Here is a 22,241-nt window from a genome sequence, read left to right on the forward strand (position 1 = left end):
CAAGAGAAACTTATGCCAGCAATATGTTATGTATCTATATTACTTTTCATTGACTATATGTCTCTTTACTCAACCTTGAGTATTTTAAAACTTTATAAAAATTATAGATAATATTAAGAATTATGAAGAGGGCACTGAATATTCGAGCCCATCCCGAATTCTGTGAAACTGCTTTTAATCAAAGCAGCTATTTCATATTTTGCCCCAACCGAATAGCAGCGGCGATATTTACCGCTGTGGTTTCGATATTATCATAGGCATATTTTAAAACCTTATCGATAGAATCTACTTTTTGAATACTGGGCATCACCACATCGAATTGAGTAGTCTGGGCCGGTTTAAGCCCATCGACACTGCCACAAATAGCAATAACCGGTGTGTGACTGAGCTTAGCAAGTTGACTGATACCACCAGCCACTTTGCCCATTGAGGTTTGCGCGTCGAGTTTGCCTTCCCCAGTTATCACAAGGTCAGCACCAGCAATATGCTGCGATAGATCAACAGCATCAGCCACGGTATCAAAGCCTGACTGTAACTGTGCGCCGCAAAAAGTCATCAATGCAAACCCAAGACCACCGGCTGCGCCTGCACCTGCAATATTTTGATAGTTCTCACTATTGGGATAGCTGCCGTGCTGATGGCAAACGGTCGCAAAGTGACTTAAAGACTGGTCTAAACGCGCAACTTGTTCAGGATTGGCCCCCTTTTGTGGGCCAAAAATAGCACTGGCGCCTAACGGGCCACATAACGGATTGGTCACATCACAGGCCACTTCAAAGGCAGTATTTAAAATATTCGGATTGAACGCTGAGCTGTCTATCCGTTGCAAGCGGGCAAGTTGATCACCACCTGGTACTAAAGGCTGGCCTTGCTGGTCATAAAAAACCATGCCTAATGCAGTCAACATGCCAACCCCAGCATCATTGGTGGCACTACCGCCAAGACCGATGATAATGCGTTTTGCCCCTTCACTTAAAGCATCTTTGATGAGTTCACCAACCCCGTAGCTACTAGCAATACTAGGGTTTCGCTCTGCTACGGTCAATAAATGCAGGCCACATGCTGCCGCGACTTCAATCACTGCAGTAGCATCGGGCAATAGCAAGTATTTTGCGCTAATAAGCCTCATGAGTGGGTCGTGCACGATCACGGCTTTCCATCGTCCGCCGAGTACATAAGACAAAACAGCGGACGTGCCTTCACCGCCATCGGCCATCGGTATCAAGGTATAACTTGCATCTGGAAATACCTGACTAAATCCGGACTTGATAGCCTGGCAAACTTCTAAGGCTTCTAAGCTTTCTTTAAACGAGTCTGGGGCAATTAAAATCTTCATTACACTCTCTTAAAATGTCTATTATCTATTTGCTATTAACTTACTTATCAACGAATTTTTTAACAAGTGCTTAAAAAGTAGCTATTGGTCATGGCTAAATTAAATAAATACTAATGTTAATAGCCAGATAAAGATGATGCTGGTGACACCTTGAATACCGGTGGCCACTGAATGGGCTTTATAAGCCTGCGCCACACTCATGCGACTAAATTGGCTGACGATCCAGAAGAAGCTGTCATTGGCATGCGAGATAGTCATGGCGCCGGCACCGATTGCCATCACACAAAAAACTCGACCCAGATCGCTATCAAGCCCGATCTGTCCTAATAATGGCGCAACCATTGCTGAGGTAGTTACTAATGCTACCGTGGTAGAGCCTTGTGCTGTTTTGAGAGCGGCTGAAACGATAAATGGCATAAATATGCCCAAACCTAATGCTGATAAGGTAGTGCCTAAATAGTCGCCGATCGGGGTGACTTTTAGCATGGCACCAAATGCGCCGCCAGCACCAGTGATTAATAATATCGGTGCGGCTACCACCAAGCCTTGGGCCACGCTGTCGCTAATCTGCTGAGTTTTATCGCTACCACTTATCAATAAAAATGCTAGAAATAAACCGATTAGTAGGGCAGTGAGTGGATTACCAATGAATACCAAGATATCAATAAGGAAACTAGTGCCTAGTGGGGCAGTAGGGAAGTTGGCCACAGAGGATAGGCAAATCAAAACGATAGGCACAATAATAGGCAAAAAAGCCATCGTTGTTGATGGCATTTTATTATAATCTTCACGAGCTTTCATATTTGCAGGGACAGCAGCTGCTGGCACATTGTCAGCATCTATATTATCTGGTTCGACATCTAGGAAACGGTTTGACCATAACCAGCCTGCCAATACCGCCACGCTGGTCACTACAATACCAACCATGATCACCAAACCTAGGTTTGACTCAAGCCCCAAATTACCTGCTGCAGCAATAGGCCCAGGCGTAGGCGGCACAAAAGTATGGGTCGCATATAAGCCGGTCGCCAAAGCAATACTCATCGCCACACTGGATACTTGCAAGCGCTCAGCCAAAGACTCTTTTAAAGAGTTTAAGATGATAAAACCTGAGTCACAAAACACAGGAATTGAGACTACTGCCCCAACGATAGACATGGTCAAGGTTGGAAAGCGTGGCCCTAGAAAGTTAATGACCGCTTCTGCCATAACAATAGCAGCGCCCGTCTTTTCCAGGATCAGCCCAATGATGGTACCGAACACGATTACTAGACCAATATAACCTAAGATACCACCGAAACCGTCGGAGATAGTTTTTGCGACCGTATCAAGAGGCACTTGATAAAATAACGCCACTAAAAAGGCTGATAGTATTAAGACTAAAAAAGGATGCCACTTTAACTTTGCGGTGGCAAAAATAATAAAAAGAATGGTCAGTAAAAGCCAAAATACTATCATCATGATCCCTATGAGGTTGAGTTCTGCTTATATCTTGAGTGAATGTCAATGCAGCTGACTATCGGTTATTTACCAACAGCAAGACGATTTTTTGAGGTGCATATCTTATCGTAAATACAACTTGCTAGGGAGTCGTATTTGTTTCACAGCTGTATATTTTATAGCGACTTCACCATACCACTTTTTAGCAATGATTAGACATTTGTATGTTCACGTGCTGCTGCTGGCTCTCGCTTATGAGTGCATTTACTATGGCTATAAAAGTAGAAACCATTACTCGATAAAGCAACGGCTATATACTTTGACATTATGTATAGTCAATGAAAAGTAATATCGATACATAACCTACTGCTGGCATAAGTTTTTCTTGCTTGCTATGCCTACGCAGACAGAGGCTAAAAAAAGCTTATACCAGCAGTACCCTAGCGTTTTTAAGGTATTTTAACTATATGTACTCGTGTCGTTGAGCAAGATAATTTGTTTATAAATACGCCAATATTAGCAGTGGGTCATGCCGGTTGGATTAACGCTGCTAAGATGATTGATGCTAGGCAAGAAGTATCGCAAGTGGCTGCCGAATGGCCACGCTCAGTCGCTTATGGTGAACTTAGTACGCCGGCGTTATCGGCACTCCAAGCCAACCAATAGTTGTGTTACCTGCTCTAAATCGACAGTCGGGAAAACTTGTTCTGATATTCCTTGGGTGTGAGCTCTGTGGCGCGTTTGAATAAGCGTGTAAATGAAGACAGATCACTATAGCCGACCTGGTCAGCGAGAGATTTTATAGTCACATCCCCTGATTCTAATAAGCGTTTGGCCTGCTCGATTCTTATCGCTTGAATATACTCAATAGGGCGCATAGCCACGCAGGTTTGAAAGCGTCTATTTAAAGTCCGTGGGGTGATGTTTACCATGGTTGCTAAGTCACTAACTTGTATGGGCTGATCAAAGTTGTCCTCGATGAATTCTTGCACGCGCTGTACCAGTTGGTCGGAGTGTGATCGGTATAATTTAACATTGGTATAACTGTTCTGATTGCCTCTTTTACTATCAACGATTTGGGTTTTCGCCACTTGGGTGGAAATTTCTCGTCCACAATAACGCTCGATTAATAGTAAAGCCAGGTCATAAAAGGCACTACCGCCTGCCGCGCAAAATATATTACCTGACTGCGTGACAAACTGATTTTCCTGTAAGTCGACTAATGGAAAGTCTGCTTTAAACTTACTCGCATAGCCCCAATGAGTGGTTGCTATTAAGCCATCAAGTAATCCCGCTTTTGCCAGAAAAAAGGCGCCGCTACAATTACTAGCAATGTCTGCTTGGGTATCAGCCAAGCGTTTTAAATGTGGCAACAAACTTAGGTTCTGCGCCAAAACCTTGTCAACTGAATCACCAATGGTTGGAATTAACAACAAGTCACAATGAGCCACATCCCCGATATCGCAATGGGCTTGCATAACCAAGCGATTGCTACACCTAATATCTAAGCCATCGACACTGGCAATTTGTACGCTAAATCTGGGTTCTACTCTTAGCCCCAAAAATCGTTGCCAACTGACGCCAGCAAATGAAAATAAGTCTAATGCGCCCGTTAATGCGCTACCCAGAACCCCATCAAATCCGAGAATTATGACCTTAAAAGGCTGTGCGTTAGTCATTAGTTTTGAGATTCCTTAGTAATTTTATGATGGATCGCTGTTATTTACAAAGATGCTCTGGTGAAAGTTAGAATGATAAGGTGTGTCATTGTTCATAATTATGTGGCGGATACTGAATAAGACAAAAATAATTAACAAACCTTCAAGTCGAGTTGATAAGGGTAATATTTCCTCAATCGCTTTGCCACTAAGCTGTTTTTCGATGCTTTAAGCCTCTATAACTGACAGGCACTATCTGTTTTAAACCAGTCTAACCGTAGACCGTCACGGCTATCGTTAAAGTGATAGCTTAACGAATTAAATGTCTCATTTCACCATTATTATGTCATAAATGACAATGGGGTAAAGGTACAAAGTAGACTAATATTAATCGGCGAGCTATTTATTGTTTTGCTTGGTTTACGTTTTTTCTAACACCCAAAGCGACACAATCAATAATTCATGATCACTTGAGCTTCCCAGTATTATTTATCAGCCCTATTTTTTAGCCTTACTAAAGAGACCCTATTATGGCAGCCGATACTTTGATCCACGACTTTGAACTCCCTTTCCAATTATATGACGTATTGAACACCGAAGCGCTTTGCAACAGCACTAAGTTTGAAGAACACAATCGTGCCACCTTCGACGCTGTATTAGACACAGCAAAAAAAATGGCGACCAATTTGTTTTTGCCACACAACCATATCGCGGATCAGAACGAACCGCAGTTTGATGGTAAAAAGGTCAGCATGATAGACGATGTCAAAGTTGCTTTTGATGCCTTCAGAGAATCAGGTTTTATCGCTGGTCGTTATTCGTTTGAAGATGGTGGCATGCAATTACCTGAAACTGTCATGACAGCGGTGGCAGGCTATTTTATGGCGGCCAATCCTTCAACCACAGCCTATCCATTTTTGACCACAGCAGCGATTAATGTCATTTCGCACTTTGCCAGTGACGATATTAAACAGGCCTTTATGCCGCGCATGTTGACTGGAGAGTTTACCGGAACGATGGCATTAACTGAACCGCATGCCGGCTCGTCACTCGCTGATATTAGAACCACCGCTGTTCAGCAAGACGATGGTTCTTACCGGGTAAAAGGCAGCAAAATATATATTTCAGGTGGCGACCATGAATTATCTGACAACATTATCCATCTAGTACTGGCCAAAGTTCCGGGTGGCCCTGGCGGCGTCAAAGGCATCTCCTTGTTGGCAGTACCAAAGTATCGATTGAATGATGACTCGTCGATAGGCGCGCGTAATGATGTTCATTTGACTGGATTATTGCATAAGCTCGGTTATAGAGGCACGACCTCAACCTCATTAAGCTTTGGTGATGAAGGCGAATGTTATGGCTATTTAATCGGTGAAGAGCACTTCGGTTTACGCTATATGTTTAAGATGATGAACGAGGCGCGGATAGCCGTTGGTTTTGGCGCGGCAATGATCGGTTATCGCGGTTACCAATACTCTTTGGCTTATGCTAAAGACCGGACTCAAGGTAGAATTGCACCCAATAACAAGCCCGAACATGATGCCACCGCTATCATCAATCATGGTGATGTTAAGCGTATGCTACTTGCGCAAAAAGCCTATACCGAAGGCGGCATATCGTTATGTTTGTATGGCTCAAACCTAATTGACCGGATCAACACTTGTGACGACGTAACTCTAAAAGCTGAGCTATCTGAGCTACTAGATTTACTGACTCCAGTCTTAAAAGCCTGGCCCTCTGAATATGGGCCCAAAGCCAACGACTTAGGTATTCAGGTATTAGGAGGCGCAGGTTATACACGTGAATATCATGCGGAGCAATTTTGGCGTGACAACCGACTGAATCCGATTCATGAAGGCACGAACGGCGTGCAAGCCTTAGATTTGTCTTTTCGTAAATTATGGCAAAACCAGAGCCTTGGGATTCAAATCCTGAAACGTGAAGTCACTCATGATTTACAAAATATTAGCACGCCAGAAGCTGCACAACTGGCTGCTAAGCTAACCCCTTATATGGGCCAACTGCATGACGTATTGGTACATTTAGGTGGCGTATTAGCGACTGACAAGGCGATTACCCTCACAGGTAATGCTCAAGCATTCATGAATATTTTCGCCACCATTGTGGTGAGTTGGATTTGGATTCGTCAAGCCAGCAAAGCGGAGCAATTATTAAGCGCGAGCCCAGACCTTGAAAAACAGAGTTTTTACAACGGTAAAATCCAAGCTGCGAAATACTTTATTGATTGGGAACTACCGACCATCAAGCGTGATATAAAATTATTAATGAACACCAATGAAGTTTGCACGGATATGCAAGCTGACTGGTTCTAAGGAGAGAACAGAATGACAGCAATAAATAAACAATGGCGGCTCAAAGCAAGGCCCATTGGCGAACCTAGCGCCGATACTTGGGATTATACCGAGTCAGAACTACCGGTCGTTACTGATGGTCAACTACTGATAAAAATTGAGTATATTTCTTTAGATCCAGCCATGCGTGGTTGGTTAAACGATGCAAAGTCTTATATAGAACCGGTACAAATCGGTGAGGTTATGCGTGCGGGCACCGTAGGACAGGTAGTGGAGAGTAAACTTGCAGGTTTTGTGGCAGGCGACTATGTTTGTGGCCACAATGGTGTACAGTCATATGCGTTCAGTGACGGTACTGACTTGTATAAAGTTGATCCCAATCTAGCGCCATTACCTTATTACTTAGGCGTTTTAGGTATGCCTGGCATGACCGGCTATTTTGGCTTATTAAAAACGGGACAGCCAAAAGCTGGAGAGACTGTCGTAGTATCTGGTGCTGCGGGCGCGGTTGGTGGGCTAGTCGGACAAATTGCTAAGATTAAAGGCTGCCGAGTGGTGGGTATCGCTGGTGGCGCTGAGAAATGTCAGTTCTTAGTGGATGAGTTGGGTTTTGATGCCGCCATAGACTACAAAAATGAAAATGTAAAAAAAGCGCTAAGAAAGACTTGTCCAAAAGGGGTCGATGTGTTTTTTGACAACGTTGGCGGTGAGATTTTAGATGATGTTCTCACCCATATTAATCGCCATGCACGCATTGTCATTTGTGGCGCTATCAGTCAATACAACAATACGGTACCGGTTAAAGGGCCTTCAAATTATTTATCGTTATTGGTCAATCGCGCCCGCATGGAAGGCATTGTGGTGTTTGATAACATCAAAGAATATCCTATTGCTACGCAGGATATTGCCGGCTGGATACAGTCGGGTGAGCTGACCGTCAAAGACCACATTGTTGAAGGTATTGCAACCTTCCCCGATACGTTAATGATGCTCTTTAAAGGTGAGAATTTTGGTAAATTGGTACTTAAGGTAGGGGAATAAGTTATGACACTGACCACAAATGAACTGGCATCAGCGGTTGCTAGTAATGTAGCCGGTAAACGGATTTTAATCACCGGCGGTGCTTCAGGAATTGGTGCGGCAAGTGCACTTTTACTAGCGAGTCGTGGTGCTAAGCTAGTGATTGGCGATTTGGCTGAAGAGTCTGGTAGGGCTGTCGCACAACAAGCGCAGGATGCTGGCCATACAGTCGTGTTTAAAAAGGTGGATGTAACCAGCGCTGATGAAGTACGCGCTCTGTTTGCCTTTGCTATACAAGAGCTGGGTGGCCTTGATGTGGTGGTGAACAATGCCGGTATCGATCACAAGCCTGCACCCATGCATGAACTCAGCGACGATGACTTTGACCGTAATATCGCTGTTAATTTAAAAGGCGTCTGGCATTGTATGCGAGCAGCCATTACTTGTATGGCACCTAATGGTGGCGGGCATGTGATCAATGTTGCTTCTATCGCAGGCTTGCGTTCAGCACCCTTGCTTTCCGCTTATAGCGCTGCTAAGCACGGGGTCATGGGACTTACCAAATCTGCCGCTCATGAATATGCCCGGGTTAATATTCGCTTTAATGCGGTATGTCCAAGCTTTATTGATACGCCGATGGTACGTAACACCATGGCTAATATGGATGAGCGCGCCCAGCAATCGCTAATAAAAGCCAGTCCGCTACGCCGTTTAGGGACTGTGGATGAGGTTTCAGGTGCCATTGCATGGCTGGCCAGTGACGAGAGCAGCTTTATGAATGGTCAGGCCTTTACTCTTGATGGTGGTATGTTGGCTTGATAGTCAAATAACGGCTAAATCATTAGGGTGTAAGCCTTGCTCGATGTACCTGCTGGCATAGAGCTACTGTCTACGCTTGGCTGCCTAGTAATCAACAGCCTCTTAATCCATTGGCAGATTTTTGACCGTCACTTATTATGTATCGATTTTATGTATTGATGATAGAAAGTGAGTCATTAACTTTAACAGTAAAGAATTAGCGCTCAAAAATATAAGGAATAACGATGACAGATTTATTTGATTTAACAGGTAAAATTGCTTTAGTCACTGGCGCCAGTCGCGGTATTGGGGAATCTATTGCACGCTTGCTGGCCTCAAGAGGCGCTCATGTTATTGTCTCTAGCCGTAAAATTGATGCTTGCCAAGCGGTTGCTGACAGCATCGTAGCTGACGGAGACAAAGCCAGTGCATTCCCTTGTCATGTGGGAGAAATGGAGCAAATAACAGCTATTTTCGAGCACATCAAAAATGAATTTGGTCAAATTGATATTTTGGTGAACAACGCAGCGGCCAATCCTTACTTTGGTCATATATTAGATACGGACTTAGCCGCTTTCCAAAAGACAGTAGATGTCAATATACGCGGTTATTTCTTTATGTCGACTGCTGCTGGCAAGATGATGCGCGAGCAGGGCGGTGGGGTCATCTTAAATACCGCATCGGTTAATGGCGTGGTCGCTGGCAATATGCAAGGTATCTACTCAATCACCAAAGCTGCGGTTATTAGTATGACTAAGTCGTTTGCCAAGGAATGTGGCCCCTTAAATATTCGGGTCAATGCCTTGCTGCCAGGACTAACGGACACTAAGTTTGCCTCTACGCTAACTAAAAATGACCAAATACTCAATATTGCGCTTAAATCAATTCCGTTAGGGCGTGTTGCACAACCTGATGAAATGGCAGGTACGGTCTTGTACTTGGTATCTGATGCGTCAAGTTATACCACTGGTGCCTGTGTGATTGTTGATGGTGGTATGCTGGCCTAGCTAATTAGCTTAGATTAGACAAAGTGAACCAACTACGAATCTATTACGGCGTTAGAATGGCTTAATATACGATAAGTGCCGTTGACACTAGTCTTCTTGGTAGACGCTTTATAGTTGTTTGACCATATCTAAAAAATAGAGTTATCTTAAAAAAGCCGCATAGTCTATTAAAACTATGCGGCTTTTTTGATGACTGATACTGCATCAAACAGACGTGGTAAATGGATCCAAAGGGCTGGCTAGACCTCTCATTTGCTATATGTCGTTAAAATACCTTAAAAACGTGACGGTACTGCTGGTATGAGCTTTTTGCAGCCTCTGTCTGCGTAGGCGCAGCAAACAAGAAAAACTTATGCCAGCAGTAGGTTATGTATCGATATTACGTTTCATTGACTATGAATTATCAAGCTAATCATCCAAACTAATCATCCAAACTAATCATCCAAACTAATTGTAATGGATGTTACTACAATGGTTGTTAAGATGTAATTGATAGATAAGGGTCATTCAGGCATTATTATCAAGGCGTGTCATTAAAATATCTATTTTGCTAGATGACGCTGTTAGTTTAAAACCAGACCACAATAAACGAACCCTATCAACCGAGGAGTTATCATGAGCCCTTTGATCATCCCGAGCCATTGGAAAATAAAACGTTCGACTCACTTTTTTACCAAAGATAAAGTTCCCAAAGCCTTACTCACCCATCACAACACTGCCGAAGGCGTATTCGGTCAAATTTGCGTCATGCAAGGTACTGTTACCTTCTATGGATTCGCTAATGAGGCCGCCACTGATCCTGAGAAAACCATAGTCATTCAAGCAGGACAGTTTGCCGTCAGCCCGCCTGAATATTGGCATCGTGTCGAATTAAGTGACGATGCTCAATTTAACATTAACTTCTGGACTGAAGGTGATACTGGCAATAAATCGATGTTCAATAGCTCTAGTATTCATACTAAACCGATTGAAACATTATTCGATAAACCAAATGAGTAATAATCAATCACTACGAGCCTGTGTTCTGAACGCTTAGCGTAATGCAGGAAAGCGTTGGATCATAAATATTATAAGTAGCAGTGCCATACTAGCGACAGCAGCACCGATGAACCCTACGCTCGACAGCGAGATATGAGTGACAGCATAGCCTCCAAGCAGGGCACCGGTGCCAATACCTAAGTTAATAACGCCAGAGAACATCGACATCACCACGTCTTGAGCCTTATCATCGATCATAATGACTTTAGCTTGGGTGCAGATTACCAGCAGCATGAGCGCAGTGCCCCAGAGTAAGGTAATCACACTCAGCGACCATATTGATTTGACCGCTAACAATAGGGTGACCATAGACAGCAACATTAGTATCGTGGATACCAGCATCAACTTGGTATTGGATTTATCACCCCAACGGCTGAATATCACACTGCCAATCAGTCCAGCACCGCCGAATAGCAGTAATATAAAAGTGGTCAAGTTTTCACTGATTGAGCCGACCTGACGCATATATGGTTCGATATAAGAGTAAGCAGCGTAGTGGGCAGTAAAGACCACAAAGCAGAACAAATACAGACAGACCAACAATGGGTTTTTGAGTAGTTCTGGCACTTTTCTGGCAGATCCTTCAAACATACTGGGTAAGGTTGGCAACAGCTTGGCTTGTAGAACAAACACCACAAAGGCAATCACCCCAATACCACCAAACGTGGTTCGCCAGCCAAACCATTGACCAACCAATCGGCCTATAGGAACCCCCAGCACCATCGCCAATGAGGTACCCGTAGCTAGGACACTAAGTGCTAGCGCCTTTTTACCTTCGGGGGCCACCCGCAATATTATCGCCGCCGTAATTGACCAAAATATTGCATGTGATAAAGCAATACCAACTCGGCTGATCAATAATACCTGAAAACTCCAGGCAAAAACTGACAGTACATGGCTGGCAATAAATACCACGAAAACTGCCAGTAGCAGCCGCTTGCGCTCTAATTTACCGGTCAGCAGCATCAGCGGTAATGACATGGCAGCGACGATCCAAGCGTAAAGCGTCAGCATCCAACCAGTCTCTGCCGTGGTAATAGAAAAATCTTGAGCAATATCACTTAACAACGCCACAGGGACAAATTCTGTCGTATTCACCACGAACGCACTGATACCCATTAAGATTACTCTAAAATACTGAGTCCGCAGAGAGTCTGTGCCTGCCTCGAGGTTGTGTTTCATAAAATTCAACAAAAAAAGGTGCTGATACCGCACGGTTGGCCCAAAATGGGGATGAAGATTTAGGGTTATGACGACTGAGTCGTACAACAATAGGGATAATATGAGGATGGCGTGGCCAAATACCAAGCCAATAGCTGCCGTTAAACAGGTTTACTAGGGGTTTTTATAGCAGGTGTGATACTAATAATAAATCATTCTCGTATGACATAACTCTCATTTCACATAAAACGGGGCTAATATTACCAGAACTCTTGGTAGTAGCTCGATAACATTAACCCAGTGTTTGTTCACTATGTTTACTCAATAAACACGTCGCTTTAGCCATTAACCCGTATTGCGCAGACCTGCTGCCAAGGCATTGATACTACGGATTAATGGATCTTCAACGTCAAGATCACCATGCTTATCATCGCCTGTCATGTCTTGTTGTCTGGCACGTTTTAATAGCTCGATTTGTATATAGTTAATCGGGTCTAAATAAGCATCTCGCCATTGTAGGGAAGCAGCAAGATTTTGCTGGCTAGACAATAAAGACTGCTGATCAAGCAAAGAGTTTAAGCCTGAATAAGTCAGTTGGTGCTCATCGGTTACCGCTGTCATAATCTGGTCACGTAATGTGTCGTCGTCACACAATTGGCTATAGGCATGAGCAATACTCATCTCAGATTTGGTAAAGGCCATTTCGATATTGCTAATAAACACACTGAAAAACGGCCAGCAGTCATTCATTTCCTTCATCAATTCTTCGTCTTCTTTAACGCTGTGTAACGCACTGCCGACACCATACCAAGCAGGCAGGGTAAAGCGGGCTAACGACCAGCCAAATACCCAAGGAATCGCCCGTAAGGTAGATTTGCTTGGTAAGCCTTTTTTACGATGCGCTGGGCGTGAACCAATATTTAATAAGGAAATTTCTGCCACTGGGGTCGCTTGTGAATAGAACTTATAAAACCCTTCAGTGTGGTCAGTAAGTTCGCGATAGCGATGCTCACCGGCATCAGCTAAACGAGCAAACAGCGCTTCATAACTTGGCAGCTCAGGCGGTTGTATCACAAATCTTGAGGAGCAGGCTTTAAGGGTGCCGGTGATGCCCATAGTGAGCTCAAACACAGCGGTATCAGTATTGGCATATTTGGCATAAAGCACTTCGCCTTGTTCGGTCACTTTAATCTGTCCGTGCAAGGTACCCGCTGGTTGCGCGGCAATCGCCTTATGGGTTGACCCGCCACCCCGACTCACTGATCCACCACGGCCATGAAACAATCGGGTTTTGATGCCATATTCTTCAGCGATATGATTGATGGTCTGCTGTGCACTATAAAGCTGCCATGCAGAGGTAATAATACCGCCATCTTTGGATGAATCTGAATAACCCAGCATGATTTCTTGCGTATTATCCGAGTGTTGTAGCAGGCCGCGATAAAGTGGGTTGTCCAAAACGGCAGGTAAGATCTTGTCGATATTTTTAAGGTCTTCAATGGTTTCAAACAAGGGTGCTACTGGCAAGTCAGCAGACAATTGACCTTGATCATTAATTTTACATAAACCTGCAAAGCGCATTAATAGCAATACTTCTAATATTTGACTGGCGTTATTGGTCATCGAAATAACATAACTACCAAAAGTATCTTGCCCAACCAGTTTACGCAAGGTCGCTACCGAGTTCATCAAGGCCAATTGTTCACGGGTTTTATCGGTTAAGTTGTCGGTATAAATGAGTGGTGTACCGGGCTTTTCAAGCAAGCGCGTGAGCCATTCTCGGCGCTCTATTTCATTAAGCGTTTGATAATCTGGTAAATTAGAAGCGCTGGCAAAAATATCGGCAATGACGTCACTATGATAAGACGACTCTTGGCGAATATCGAGCGCGGCCAAATGGAAACCACAGGTTTTTACCAGACGAATCGTATCCAGCAATAAGCCTTCTGCATGTGCCGTGTCATGAGTATTCACACTTTGACGGATAATGCGTAAGTCTGCTAATAACGCTTGTGGGTTGGGATAAGCATCTGTTTTAGCCTCGCTATCATTACCCTTGCTCTGAATAAAATTATTAGTAGCTTTGACTTTATTTAGGATTAAAGAAAGTAACCTACGATAAGGCTCATTGCCATAGTCATTGAGATTATAATTAAACACCCGCTGATCGAGCTCACCATAACTCCTAATTTTTGCATATACTTCGGGTGCGACATCAACCGTCGTATCGCTATGAATAAGCTGGCGACGCAACTTTTTGAGCAGTACTTGATAATGACGTAGCACAGTATCAGCATGCATTAATACGGCAAGTTCTGTGGTCTCAAAAGTCACAAATGGATTGCCATCTCTATCGCCACCTATCCAAGAGCCAAAACTCATAAATGCCGGTAAGGGATAATCTATTAACTCGGGGTAAATCTCGACAATAGCATCTTTAATATTACGATAGACCTTCGGAATGGCATCAAATAAACTGGCGTTAAAATAGTGCAGACCATTATTTATCTCATCATAGACTAGAGGTTTACGGGTCCGTACTTCATCAGAGGACCATAATAAATCAATCGTTTGCGCGGTTTGTTCTTTGGCTTGCTCATAAGAGAAACTGTTTTCTGAAAGGTTATTTAAGGCATCATTATGAATAAATAGACTCTGTAAGATATTCATGGTCGTACGGCGGCGCGCTTCAGTGGGATGTGCGGTAAATACCGGCGTAAATTTTAACTGATCAATAAGCTCTTGCATTTGAACCGGCTCAATTTTACGTTCACGACACTCAAGTAGCGTACGACGAAACGATCCCTCCCAACTCTGTTCTGTTTGCATACTTAGGACACGGCGCTGATCACGTAAGTAATTTTCTTCACTTAAATTTGCGAGGAAAAAATAAATAGAAAAGCTGCGTATAACATTCTTTAATGCTTGATTGTCTAAAGAGGCTATGAAGTCGATGAGTTGCTGCTTATGGGCTTCATTAGGCTCACGGCGTTGTTGAATAAAACCTTTGCGCAGTTTTTCAATCGTATGTACCGTTTGTTCACCAGACTGGCGAGAAATCGCTTCGCCTAGGAATGACCCTAATAAGCTGATGCGTTCACGTAATACGTCGTTATCTATAGCCATCCTTGAGCTCCTGATTAACTTAACTGAAAAATAGTCGTGCCAATTTAGAATAGTATATCTACAATTATTTGCAACAAAATTTTGGCGGTCTCTTAGATTAACACATGAAGTACAATCTCAAAGAGTAGGTAAAAAAAAGGCCTAGGTGCACTAGCATCAAACCTATAGTAAAAGAAACCACAATCCGCTACAGTGAATAATATGGCCCATTAAAAAGATTACCGACAAATGATACTCAGCAAACTTGAAGGAGGTGATAGCGTTCGGCAACTTGCAGAAGAGCATCAAATCAGCACCAACATTATTCAGCGTTGGAAAACATATCCTGAGCGTAAGAAACGCAAATCTATTCCTACTGAAATCAATGACGACAAGCTTAGAGCGGACGTAGAGGCTTATCCTGATGACTATCAGTATGAACGAGCTCGTTGTTTTAACGGCATTCAAAGAGGCATTGGCATCGCCTTGAAATGAATCGGTATTACTCAAAAAAAAGAGCTTAACTCACCCAAAGGCGGATGAAGAGAAACGTTTACTCTTTGCTGAGCAATTAAAACAATTTGAGCGTGACGATAGACTCATCATTTATCTTGACGAAAGTAGCTTTAAGTCTCATGGCTGTATGGTGATTTATAACTGCTTTCACTATAGAGACTCATGTGGTTAAGTCTACTATGAACACCCGCCATTTGTTCCGGACGCCACTGTAACTTGAGCTCAGCAACTATCCAGTCCAAGACGTTTGAGATAATAGTGAAGGCGTTGTTTGCATGCCTCGTTTTGGCCTTATCGTCTGTACGCTTTGCTTGGTAGTCACGCAGGCTTATATTATGCCTGGTCTCTTTTGATATGATGCTAGGACTTTGATTTAATTCGTCTACTATAAATCTAATGCTGTGCTTTGCCTTTTTAAGAGCATAGATCTGATATCGTCCCCCTAGGCTTATATGTATATAGTTCATGAGTGCAATCGCACTTTGGCGGTGAAATTGCACTTCATACGTTAATTTAAGGATTGAAAATATAAAATTTAGTATTCAACTACATATTTACTTAAAATGCGCCGCTAAGTCCGACAAACACACTGGTTGAGTCGTCATCATCACCTTGCGAATGGGTGATACCTGCATTGGCATTAAGTAGACCAAAGTTACGAGACAAGCCAAGGGTCATCGCAAAATTATCATCGTCAGTTTCGATAGTAGGAGTGTCAAAGCTAATGTTTTGCACGGTGTTTAAACGCGCTGAAACCGCATCACAATCATCACTTAAGCGCTTTTGATAGTGTACATCGCCAAAAATATTGAGGTTGTCAGCTAAGGTATGCTGTGCTTTTACGCCAAACTTACCATAAGTAGTGGTATATTTTTGTTCATCGAACTGCATGGCGATACCGGACATCTCTTGTTCTTCTAAGGCATCTATTTTGACGCGGTTTACCGTAGCGCCAAGATAAGGCGTGATGTTGATACTGCTTATTTGCATCGGATAGCCCGCTTGCAAGCTGGCATAGTAGCGCTTGCCATCAGCATCTGAGTCAAAGTTCTGTCTATTACCACCAAGGTTAACCGTACGAGTTACATCAACATCCATAGAGCCAAAGCCGATAGCACCGTTAAGCTGTACACCGCCGAATTGTTCGAGAGTATTAGTATGATAAATCCCAAAACCAATCTCATCAATGCCGATATCGCTAAGACCTGAAGAGACGTTTGAATTGTCAAAATCCTTGCGAGTAATATTGCCGTAGAGACCAGTGACCGCATTTGCTAAGTTGGCATGCGCAAAGTCTACCCCTACCAATAGTTGTGCATTGCCGTCACTCTCAAAACCTGCAATATCTTGGTTTTCAACTTCGCCTGTGGCCCATACTGTACGCGCCGCTCTTTGCTCGCTGCTTTGCAATTGATTGACGTGTGATTGCAAACGCTCATTGGTCGCCAGGCCTACTTTGGTGGCGATATGTGGCAACACGCCAATTTGACTTGGCGCAGTCACGACCGCATTGGCATAGTCAGCAATCAGTTGATGTGTACGACCTGTAGGATGGATACCATCGGCAAAAACATACGTTTCATTAGCATCTGAGATATCACTATCACCTGAGTCAACAAGGTCATCGCGCCCACAAGTCAATGAGCTATCCGTTTCGCAAGCTCTATCGGTAACATTGGTAAAGCCAAAAGCTGAAGGGTTGGCAACGATTTGTTGTAATAAGCTAAAGGTATCTAGCGGTATGATATTAGCGCCAGTAGATGCCACGCTGCTAAGCATTGCTTGGTTATATTGATTAGTAATAAAAGTCAGATCCTGTTGAGCAGCAGATCCAGCAGCAATAGCATCTGGAGTTAAACCAAAATCTGGAATATTAGGCACTAAGATATAGTTTGCGCCATTATTTTTGAGCGCTTGAACCGTCTCAACTTGACTAGCTACTGCTGCATCTCTAGCCTCAGATCCTTCCCTTATGTCGTTTGCACCTGCCCATACTACATATAGTCCATTAGGGTCTACGCGATTGTTAGCCAAGTAACCATTAACTCGACTGTTTGCAGAAAGAATAGTACTACTGACATCTACGCCAGCTCTTGCACCGCCAATAGCATAGTTATTGCCGGTTTCAGCACCACCGAGAGTATTGGCAACAGAAGTAGTACCGAGTTGCTCAGCAAATGACGTCGCCCATGTATTGTCAGGGTTAGTAGTGAATTGAGCGCCACCTGGAATAATTGGACTAAAATAGCCACCATCGGTCAGGCTATCACCAAAGAATGTGACACTGCTATACTCGCTAGCATGAGCAACACCAGCGATAGATAGGCTGATGGCAAGCATGCTTTTGGTTAGGGTTTTGAGAGTGGTATGGCTAGTGATAGATCGAGCGATATTACGATGCATAGCGACTTCCTTGTCGTGAATGTAGCAGGTTTATTAAGGAATTGTAACTGCTTTTAAAAAAACTGGCAATCTATTTAACTGCCAAGCCGAATATAAGTTGGATGAGAGTTGAGCTGGGTTAATACATAATATATCTCGTCCATAAGTCGTCGCTAACCCTCGAAACTCCGTTAGTGGAGGCCAACGGAATAGCACTTTTTTAAGAGGTTTAATAAAAATTGCTATGCAGTTATATTTGAGTTGGTAAGAGTGATATATGCTGAAGAAACGTTAGAAATAAATCTGGTAAGCTAAGCGCTATCAATAGTAATCCAAATCCGGATGCTCACCCAGCTACCCAGGAAAAATATCTTCCCGTACTATAAAAACTGACTGCATAAGTATATTTACACCGACTCTAATACTTGCTGGCAAGCTTGAGCTAAATAAGGATCAACATTATCCTGTTTGAGCAACCATTTAAGATAGCCTGCACCATCAGCATTAGTCGCTAGATCTGCAATAGCGACACCCTTATGTTTACCAAAACTCAAATGTGTAGGTATGCGTGCCATTTGGCTAAATTCATATAAGCTATCTACATCAGTTATGGCATGACCTTGACTATTAGCCAAGTCAATCAGACTACCAAGCACCAGCTGAGTGAAGTAAATATCAGCGATAGCTGTATGCGCATTCCTTGCTTGATTATGCGCGACATCTCGGTGGAAGTAATAGAGTAGAGCGACTAACTTATGGCTATCAAGTGTCGGCAGAAGATGGGCAGCCATTGCAAAAGTGCATATCAACTTAGGTGTGTGAGTCACGCCAGCATTTTTTAGGACCTGCACATCAAAATCAATGTTGTGGCCAACTAAATACTCAACACTACTGGGTAATTTAAAATCTGTATGAGGGGGCGCATCCGCAATATTCTCATCACATATATGCGATGTTGCCATAGACCCTAAAGTAATTTCTTTAAGCGGATTAAAACGCTTAGCTCTCGGATCCTGCAAGACAGCTACCTTGCCACCGTTTATCGCAACAATAGAGTAGGCCGCTTCCGTCATGTGCGGTTCAATTAGTCCTGTCGTTTCTGTGTCCAGTATATAAGTACTCATAATTAGCCTTGGTCGCTTTGACTTGTTATAGGTTTTGGTTTGTTATAGGTTTAATGGTTTATTAAGTAAGTCGTCAAAATTGCCGCTATCCAATCTGCTTTCACACCATAAAATTATTAACATGAATTTTATTCATCTTTAATTTAAGTTAAGTCGTTTTTATTCATGTATTGGTTCAGGTATGATTTATCACATACAGAAATTTGGTTTTATCTCGGATAATTAGGGTAGCAGATCACCATGAGTAAAGAATTCACCTGTTCAATTAAGCGCATTCGTTTTGATGAAAACTATCATCCTGCAGACAGCACACGTCTTACGACTAACTTTGCAAATTTGGCTCGTGGCGAGCATCGTCAAGAAAACTTACGCAAAACCTTAAGAATGATAAACAATCGTTTTAACGCGTTGGCGCATTGGGACAACCCGACAGCAGACCGTTATTCTGTCGAAGTGGACATCATTTCTGCAGGTATGGACATTGAAGGCAATGGTAATACGTTCCCGGTAATTGAGACGTTGAAAACAACGATTGTTGACCATAAATATAATACCCGTATTGACGGTATGATTGGCAACAGTTTCTCGTCTTATGTGCGCGATTATGACTTTAGCATATTACTATCAGAACATAGCAATAAAAACTTAGCATCACCAACGCCAGAGCATTTTGGTGATTTACATGGTAAATTGTTTCAATACTTATTGAACTCAGACGCATACAAAGCCAACTTTAATAAAAAACCAGTGATTTGTATCAGTGTTTCAACCAGTAAAACCTATCATCGTACCACCAATCAACATCCTATCTTAGGGGTTGAATACAAACAAGATGACTATTCATTAACCGATGACTATTTTCACAAAATGGGCTTAACCGTTCGTTACTTCATGGCCGCAAATAGTGCTGCGCCCTTAGCGTTTTATTTTGCGGGCGATTTGCTGAGTGATTATACTGATCTTGAGCTGATCAGTGCTATTAGTACTATGGAAACTTTCCAAAAAATCTACCGGCCTGAAATTTACAATGCCAATTCTACAGCAGGTCAAGTGTATCAACCCAGCTTGAAGTACCAAGATTATTCACTGACTCAAATTGTGTATGATCGTGCCGAGCGCGGTCAGATGGCGGTGACTCAAGGTAAATTTACTGAAGAACAGTTTATCAAGCCCTACCAAGCCATTCTTGAGGAATGGGCTGCAAACTACACTGTCAAAAAACACGCCGCCTAACTGTCCTCAATATAAAAATAAAACATAAAACCAAAATATAAAAGATGAATCAACATGACAACATTATTACCGACACCATTACTGAAACCAACATTATTACCGACATCAACTGCTGGCAGCTTACCGAAACCTTCTTGGCTGGCAGAGCCGGAGACCATTTGGTCACCTTGGAGATTAGAAGGCGAGCAATTGATTGAAGGCAAACAAGATGCTCTACGTTTGTCATTGCAGGAACAAGTGCATGCAGGTCTCGATATTGTCAGTGATGGCGAGCAGACCCGTCAGCATTTTGTGACCACCTTCATTGAGCATCTTGATGGCGTAGATTTTGAGAAACGCAAGACCGTAAAAATTCGTGATCGCTATGATGCCAGTGTGCCGTCAGTGGTTGGTGCGGTGAGCCGTCAAAAGCCTGTGTTTGTTGAAGAGGCTACCTTTTTACGTCAGCAAACCAAACAGCCTATCAAATGGGCACTACCAGGCCCGATGACGATGATTGATACGCTATATGATGGTCATTATAAAAGCCGTGAAAAATTGGCTTGGGAATTTGCTATCATACTCAATCAAGAAGCGAGAGAACTAGAAGCGGCTGGTGTTGATATTATCCAATTCGATGAACCGGCTTTTAATGTGTTCTTTGATGACGTGAACGACTGGGGTATTGCCACTTTAGAGCGTGCCATCGAAGGTTTAAAATGTGAAACGGCGGTCCATATTTGCTACGGCTATGGCATCAAGGCCAACACCGATTGGAAAAAGTCACTGGGTTCAGAGTGGCGCCAATATGAAAAAGCGTTTCCTAAACTGCAACAATCTAAGATTGATATTATCTCACTTGAATGTCAAAACTCACATGTGCCCATGGATTTGCTTGAATTGATTCGCGGTAAAAAAGTAATGGTCGGTGCCATTGATGTGGCAAACAATGATATCGAGACCCCTGAAGAAGTGGCAAATACACTACGCAAAGCACTGCAATTTGTTGATGCTGACAAGCTCTATCCTTCGACCAACTGTGGCATGGCACCTTTGTCTCGCCAAGTTGCACGAGGCAAGTTGAGTGCTTTAAGTGCAGGCGCCCAAATCGTTCGTAAAGAATTGACTGCCTAGCACTTATCAATGCACTTACCGATCTCAAGAGATGTGACCGGTTACTGCGTTCGGTTTGATTGAACACATTTGATTAGACCATCAAGTCGCCCTAGCTTCATCTAGAAACAAACGATAATCAAATTTAGGATTGCAGCAATGATTAAAGATATGATTGAAGCAACTGACTTTAGAAATGCAATGTCTTTGTTAACGACCGCAGTCAATGTGGTCACCACACAAGGCACCTCTGGTGCTCATGGGTTTACGGCATCTGCGGTCTGCAGCGTCACAGATACACCGCCAACCTTGCTGGTCTGTATGAATCATACAGCTCGATCACATGCCCACTTTATTGACAATAAAATTTTAAGTGTCAATGTGCTAGGCGCACAGCATGAACCCATATCCAATGCATTTGCATCGAAATTAGATTCAGAAGAGCGTTTTAAACACGGCTCTTGGACTGAATTAGCAACAGGTGCTCCTGTTTTAGAAGATGCGTTGGTGAGTTTTGATTGTGAGATTGAGCACGTTCAGGAAGTTGGCACGCATAGTATCTTTATGTGTCGTGTTGTCGCCATCAAGCATTCTGAACAACAGGGCGGACAAGAGGACAGTCTGGTTTATTTTAATCGTGCTTATCATCAAGTGGGTCAAGGGCAATTTGCTTAAGTTATGAGAAGCGTTAAAAAATTGCACTGCTAGAAAATTATAAATTTTCTCTTGCACTAGGATAAAGGTCTCCCAGACCTTTACTTTTTCCCAGCTCATAACTTTGCAAGGGAAATTCTTTAAATAGAATTTCCGTATACCATGGCACTTATCAAATTCTAACGTTTAACTAAAAACTAGGCTAAAAAACCAGCCTACGCCAATAAAATTAAACCAAATTATGTAGTAAGTATCCCTTGACCATATCCCCGAACAACTAGATTGTATTATCCATGATTATAAAAATGCTGAAGACCTTGCTGAAGACATTGCTGAAGGCATTAATGATAACCAAGACCTTC

At 43.0% G+C, this 22,241-nt stretch carries 16 protein-coding genes and 1 pseudogene; 10 read left to right on the forward strand and 7 right to left on the reverse strand.

Features of this window, described 5'->3' with window-relative positions:
- Nucleotides 1-187: 187 nt before the first annotated feature.
- Nucleotides 188-1,336, reverse strand: a complete 1,149-nt coding sequence (locus tag H4W00_RS07510) for a glycerate kinase (protein ID WP_209956939.1) — start codon at nt 1,334-1,336, stop codon at nt 188-190.
- 99 nt (nt 1,337-1,435) lie between these two features.
- Nucleotides 1,436-2,794 (reverse strand): GntP family permease, encoded by a 1,359-nt coding sequence (locus tag H4W00_RS07515; RefSeq protein WP_334684910.1) that lies wholly within the window; start codon nt 2,792-2,794, stop codon nt 1,436-1,438.
- Nucleotides 2,795-3,271: 477 nt separating this feature from the next.
- Here H4W00_RS07515 and H4W00_RS07520 point away from each other — a divergent pair, with 477 nt between their 5' ends.
- A complete protein-coding gene (locus H4W00_RS07520; RefSeq protein WP_209956941.1) occupies nt 3,272-3,442 on the forward strand; it encodes a hypothetical protein in 171 nt (56 codons plus the stop codon).
- A gap of 14 nt (nt 3,443-3,456) precedes the next feature.
- Here the strand turns inward: H4W00_RS07520 and H4W00_RS07525 are convergent, their stop codons facing one another.
- Nucleotides 3,457-4,455 carry a GlxA family transcriptional regulator gene (locus H4W00_RS07525; RefSeq protein ID WP_209956942.1) on the reverse strand — a complete coding sequence of 333 codons (999 nt, stop codon included), beginning with the start codon at nt 4,453-4,455 and terminating at the stop codon, nt 3,457-3,459.
- Between the two features lie 509 nt (nt 4,456-4,964).
- On the opposite strand from H4W00_RS07525, the gene H4W00_RS07530 reads away from it, so the two are divergent.
- The 5 genes from H4W00_RS07530 (at nt 4,965) to H4W00_RS07550 (ending at nt 10,573) form a co-directional block, all read left to right on the forward strand.
- Nucleotides 4,965-6,770, forward strand: coding sequence for an acyl-CoA dehydrogenase (locus H4W00_RS07530; RefSeq protein ID WP_209956943.1), 1,806 nt, complete (start codon nt 4,965-4,967; stop codon nt 6,768-6,770).
- A 12-nt stretch (nt 6,771-6,782) separates the two neighbouring features.
- Nucleotides 6,783-7,790 carry an NADP-dependent oxidoreductase gene (locus H4W00_RS07535; protein WP_209956944.1) on the forward strand — a complete coding sequence of 336 codons (1,008 nt, stop codon included), beginning with the start codon at nt 6,783-6,785 and terminating at the stop codon, nt 7,788-7,790.
- Nucleotides 7,791-7,793: 3 nt separating this feature from the next.
- Nucleotides 7,794-8,588 (forward strand): SDR family NAD(P)-dependent oxidoreductase, encoded by a 795-nt coding sequence (locus H4W00_RS07540; protein ID WP_209956945.1) that lies wholly within the window; start codon nt 7,794-7,796, stop codon nt 8,586-8,588.
- 224 nt (nt 8,589-8,812) lie between these two features.
- The gene (locus tag H4W00_RS07545; protein ID WP_209956946.1) at nt 8,813-9,574 is read left to right on the forward strand and encodes an SDR family oxidoreductase; all 762 of its coding nucleotides are present in this window, start codon (nt 8,813-8,815) and stop codon (nt 9,572-9,574) included.
- A gap of 615 nt (nt 9,575-10,189) precedes the next feature.
- Nucleotides 10,190-10,573, forward strand: a complete 384-nt coding sequence (locus H4W00_RS07550; RefSeq protein ID WP_209956947.1) for a DUF1971 domain-containing protein — start codon at nt 10,190-10,192, stop codon at nt 10,571-10,573.
- Between the two features lie 33 nt (nt 10,574-10,606).
- Here the strand turns inward: H4W00_RS07550 and H4W00_RS07555 are convergent, their stop codons facing one another.
- Nucleotides 10,607-11,794, reverse strand: coding sequence for a sugar transporter (locus tag H4W00_RS07555; RefSeq protein WP_209956948.1), 1,188 nt, complete (start codon nt 11,792-11,794; stop codon nt 10,607-10,609).
- A 324-nt stretch (nt 11,795-12,118) separates the two neighbouring features.
- Nucleotides 12,119-14,899, reverse strand: coding sequence for a phosphoenolpyruvate carboxylase (gene ppc / locus H4W00_RS07560; protein WP_209956949.1), 2,781 nt, complete (start codon nt 14,897-14,899; stop codon nt 12,119-12,121).
- A 225-nt stretch (nt 14,900-15,124) separates the two neighbouring features.
- Between ppc and H4W00_RS07565 the strand changes: the two are divergent.
- Nucleotides 15,125-15,373 (forward strand): annotated as a pseudogene (locus H4W00_RS07565) (IS630 transposase-related protein); the annotation flags it as partial.
- A 579-nt stretch (nt 15,374-15,952) separates the two neighbouring features.
- Here H4W00_RS07565 and H4W00_RS07570 read toward each other — a convergent pair.
- Together H4W00_RS07570 and H4W00_RS07575 are read right to left on the reverse strand one after the other, a co-directional pair.
- Nucleotides 15,953-17,797, reverse strand: coding sequence for an autotransporter domain-containing protein (locus tag H4W00_RS07570; RefSeq protein ID WP_209956950.1), 1,845 nt, complete (start codon nt 17,795-17,797; stop codon nt 15,953-15,955).
- A 386-nt stretch (nt 17,798-18,183) separates the two neighbouring features.
- Complete coding sequence (locus H4W00_RS07575) at nt 18,184-18,900, reverse strand: 3'-5' exonuclease (protein ID WP_209956951.1); 717 nt, start codon at nt 18,898-18,900, stop codon at nt 18,184-18,186.
- Nucleotides 18,901-19,140: 240 nt separating this feature from the next.
- On the opposite strand from H4W00_RS07575, the gene H4W00_RS07580 reads away from it, so the two are divergent.
- From H4W00_RS07580 to H4W00_RS07590, 3 genes are all read left to right on the forward strand, one after another.
- Nucleotides 19,141-20,133 (forward strand): DUF1852 domain-containing protein, encoded by a 993-nt coding sequence (locus H4W00_RS07580; protein ID WP_209956952.1) that lies wholly within the window; start codon nt 19,141-19,143, stop codon nt 20,131-20,133.
- 54 nt (nt 20,134-20,187) lie between these two features.
- Nucleotides 20,188-21,246: a methionine synthase gene (locus H4W00_RS07585; RefSeq protein WP_209956953.1), complete on the forward strand. Its 1,059-nt coding sequence runs from the start codon at nt 20,188-20,190 to the stop codon at nt 21,244-21,246.
- Between the two features lie 150 nt (nt 21,247-21,396).
- Nucleotides 21,397-21,900, forward strand: coding sequence for a flavin reductase (locus H4W00_RS07590; RefSeq protein WP_209959052.1), 504 nt, complete (start codon nt 21,397-21,399; stop codon nt 21,898-21,900).
- Nucleotides 21,901-22,241 lie beyond the last annotated feature (341 nt).

The organism is Psychrobacter sp. PL19 (assembly GCF_017875835.1).
GTDB lineage: Bacteria > Pseudomonadota > Gammaproteobacteria > Pseudomonadales > Moraxellaceae > Psychrobacter.

Excerpts from the sequence above, each read along its gene's own strand:
- H4W00_RS07545 (WP_209956946.1), top strand. The coding sequence starts at position 8,813 with ATGACAGATTTATTTGATTTAACAGGTAAAATTGCTTTAGTCACTGGC.
- H4W00_RS07525 (WP_209956942.1), bottom strand. The coding sequence starts at position 4,455 with ATGACTAACGCACAGCCTTTTAAGGTCATAATTCTCGGATTTGATGGG.
- H4W00_RS07510 (WP_209956939.1), bottom strand. The coding sequence starts at position 1,336 with ATGAAGATTTTAATTGCCCCAGACTCGTTTAAAGAAAGCTTAGAAGCC.
- H4W00_RS07535 (WP_209956944.1), top strand. The coding sequence starts at position 6,783 with ATGACAGCAATAAATAAACAATGGCGGCTCAAAGCAAGGCCCATTGGC.
- H4W00_RS07585 (WP_209956953.1), top strand. The coding sequence starts at position 20,188 with ATGACAACATTATTACCGACACCATTACTGAAACCAACATTATTACCG.
- H4W00_RS07590 (WP_209959052.1), top strand. The coding sequence starts at position 21,397 with ATGATTGAAGCAACTGACTTTAGAAATGCAATGTCTTTGTTAACGACC.
- H4W00_RS07555 (WP_209956948.1), bottom strand. The coding sequence starts at position 11,794 with ATGAAACACAACCTCGAGGCAGGCACAGACTCTCTGCGGACTCAGTAT.
- H4W00_RS07515 (WP_334684910.1), bottom strand. The coding sequence starts at position 2,794 with ATGATAGTATTTTGGCTTTTACTGACCATTCTTTTTATTATTTTTGCC.
- H4W00_RS07580 (WP_209956952.1), top strand. The coding sequence starts at position 19,141 with ATGAGTAAAGAATTCACCTGTTCAATTAAGCGCATTCGTTTTGATGAA.
- ppc (WP_209956949.1), bottom strand. The coding sequence starts at position 14,899 with ATGGCTATAGATAACGACGTATTACGTGAACGCATCAGCTTATTAGGG.
- H4W00_RS07570 (WP_209956950.1), bottom strand. The coding sequence starts at position 17,797 with ATGCATCGTAATATCGCTCGATCTATCACTAGCCATACCACTCTCAAA.
- H4W00_RS07550 (WP_209956947.1), top strand. The coding sequence starts at position 10,190 with ATGAGCCCTTTGATCATCCCGAGCCATTGGAAAATAAAACGTTCGACT.
- H4W00_RS07530 (WP_209956943.1), top strand. The coding sequence starts at position 4,965 with ATGGCAGCCGATACTTTGATCCACGACTTTGAACTCCCTTTCCAATTA.
- H4W00_RS07540 (WP_209956945.1), top strand. The coding sequence starts at position 7,794 with ATGACACTGACCACAAATGAACTGGCATCAGCGGTTGCTAGTAATGTA.
- H4W00_RS07575 (WP_209956951.1), bottom strand. The coding sequence starts at position 18,900 with ATGAGTACTTATATACTGGACACAGAAACGACAGGACTAATTGAACCG.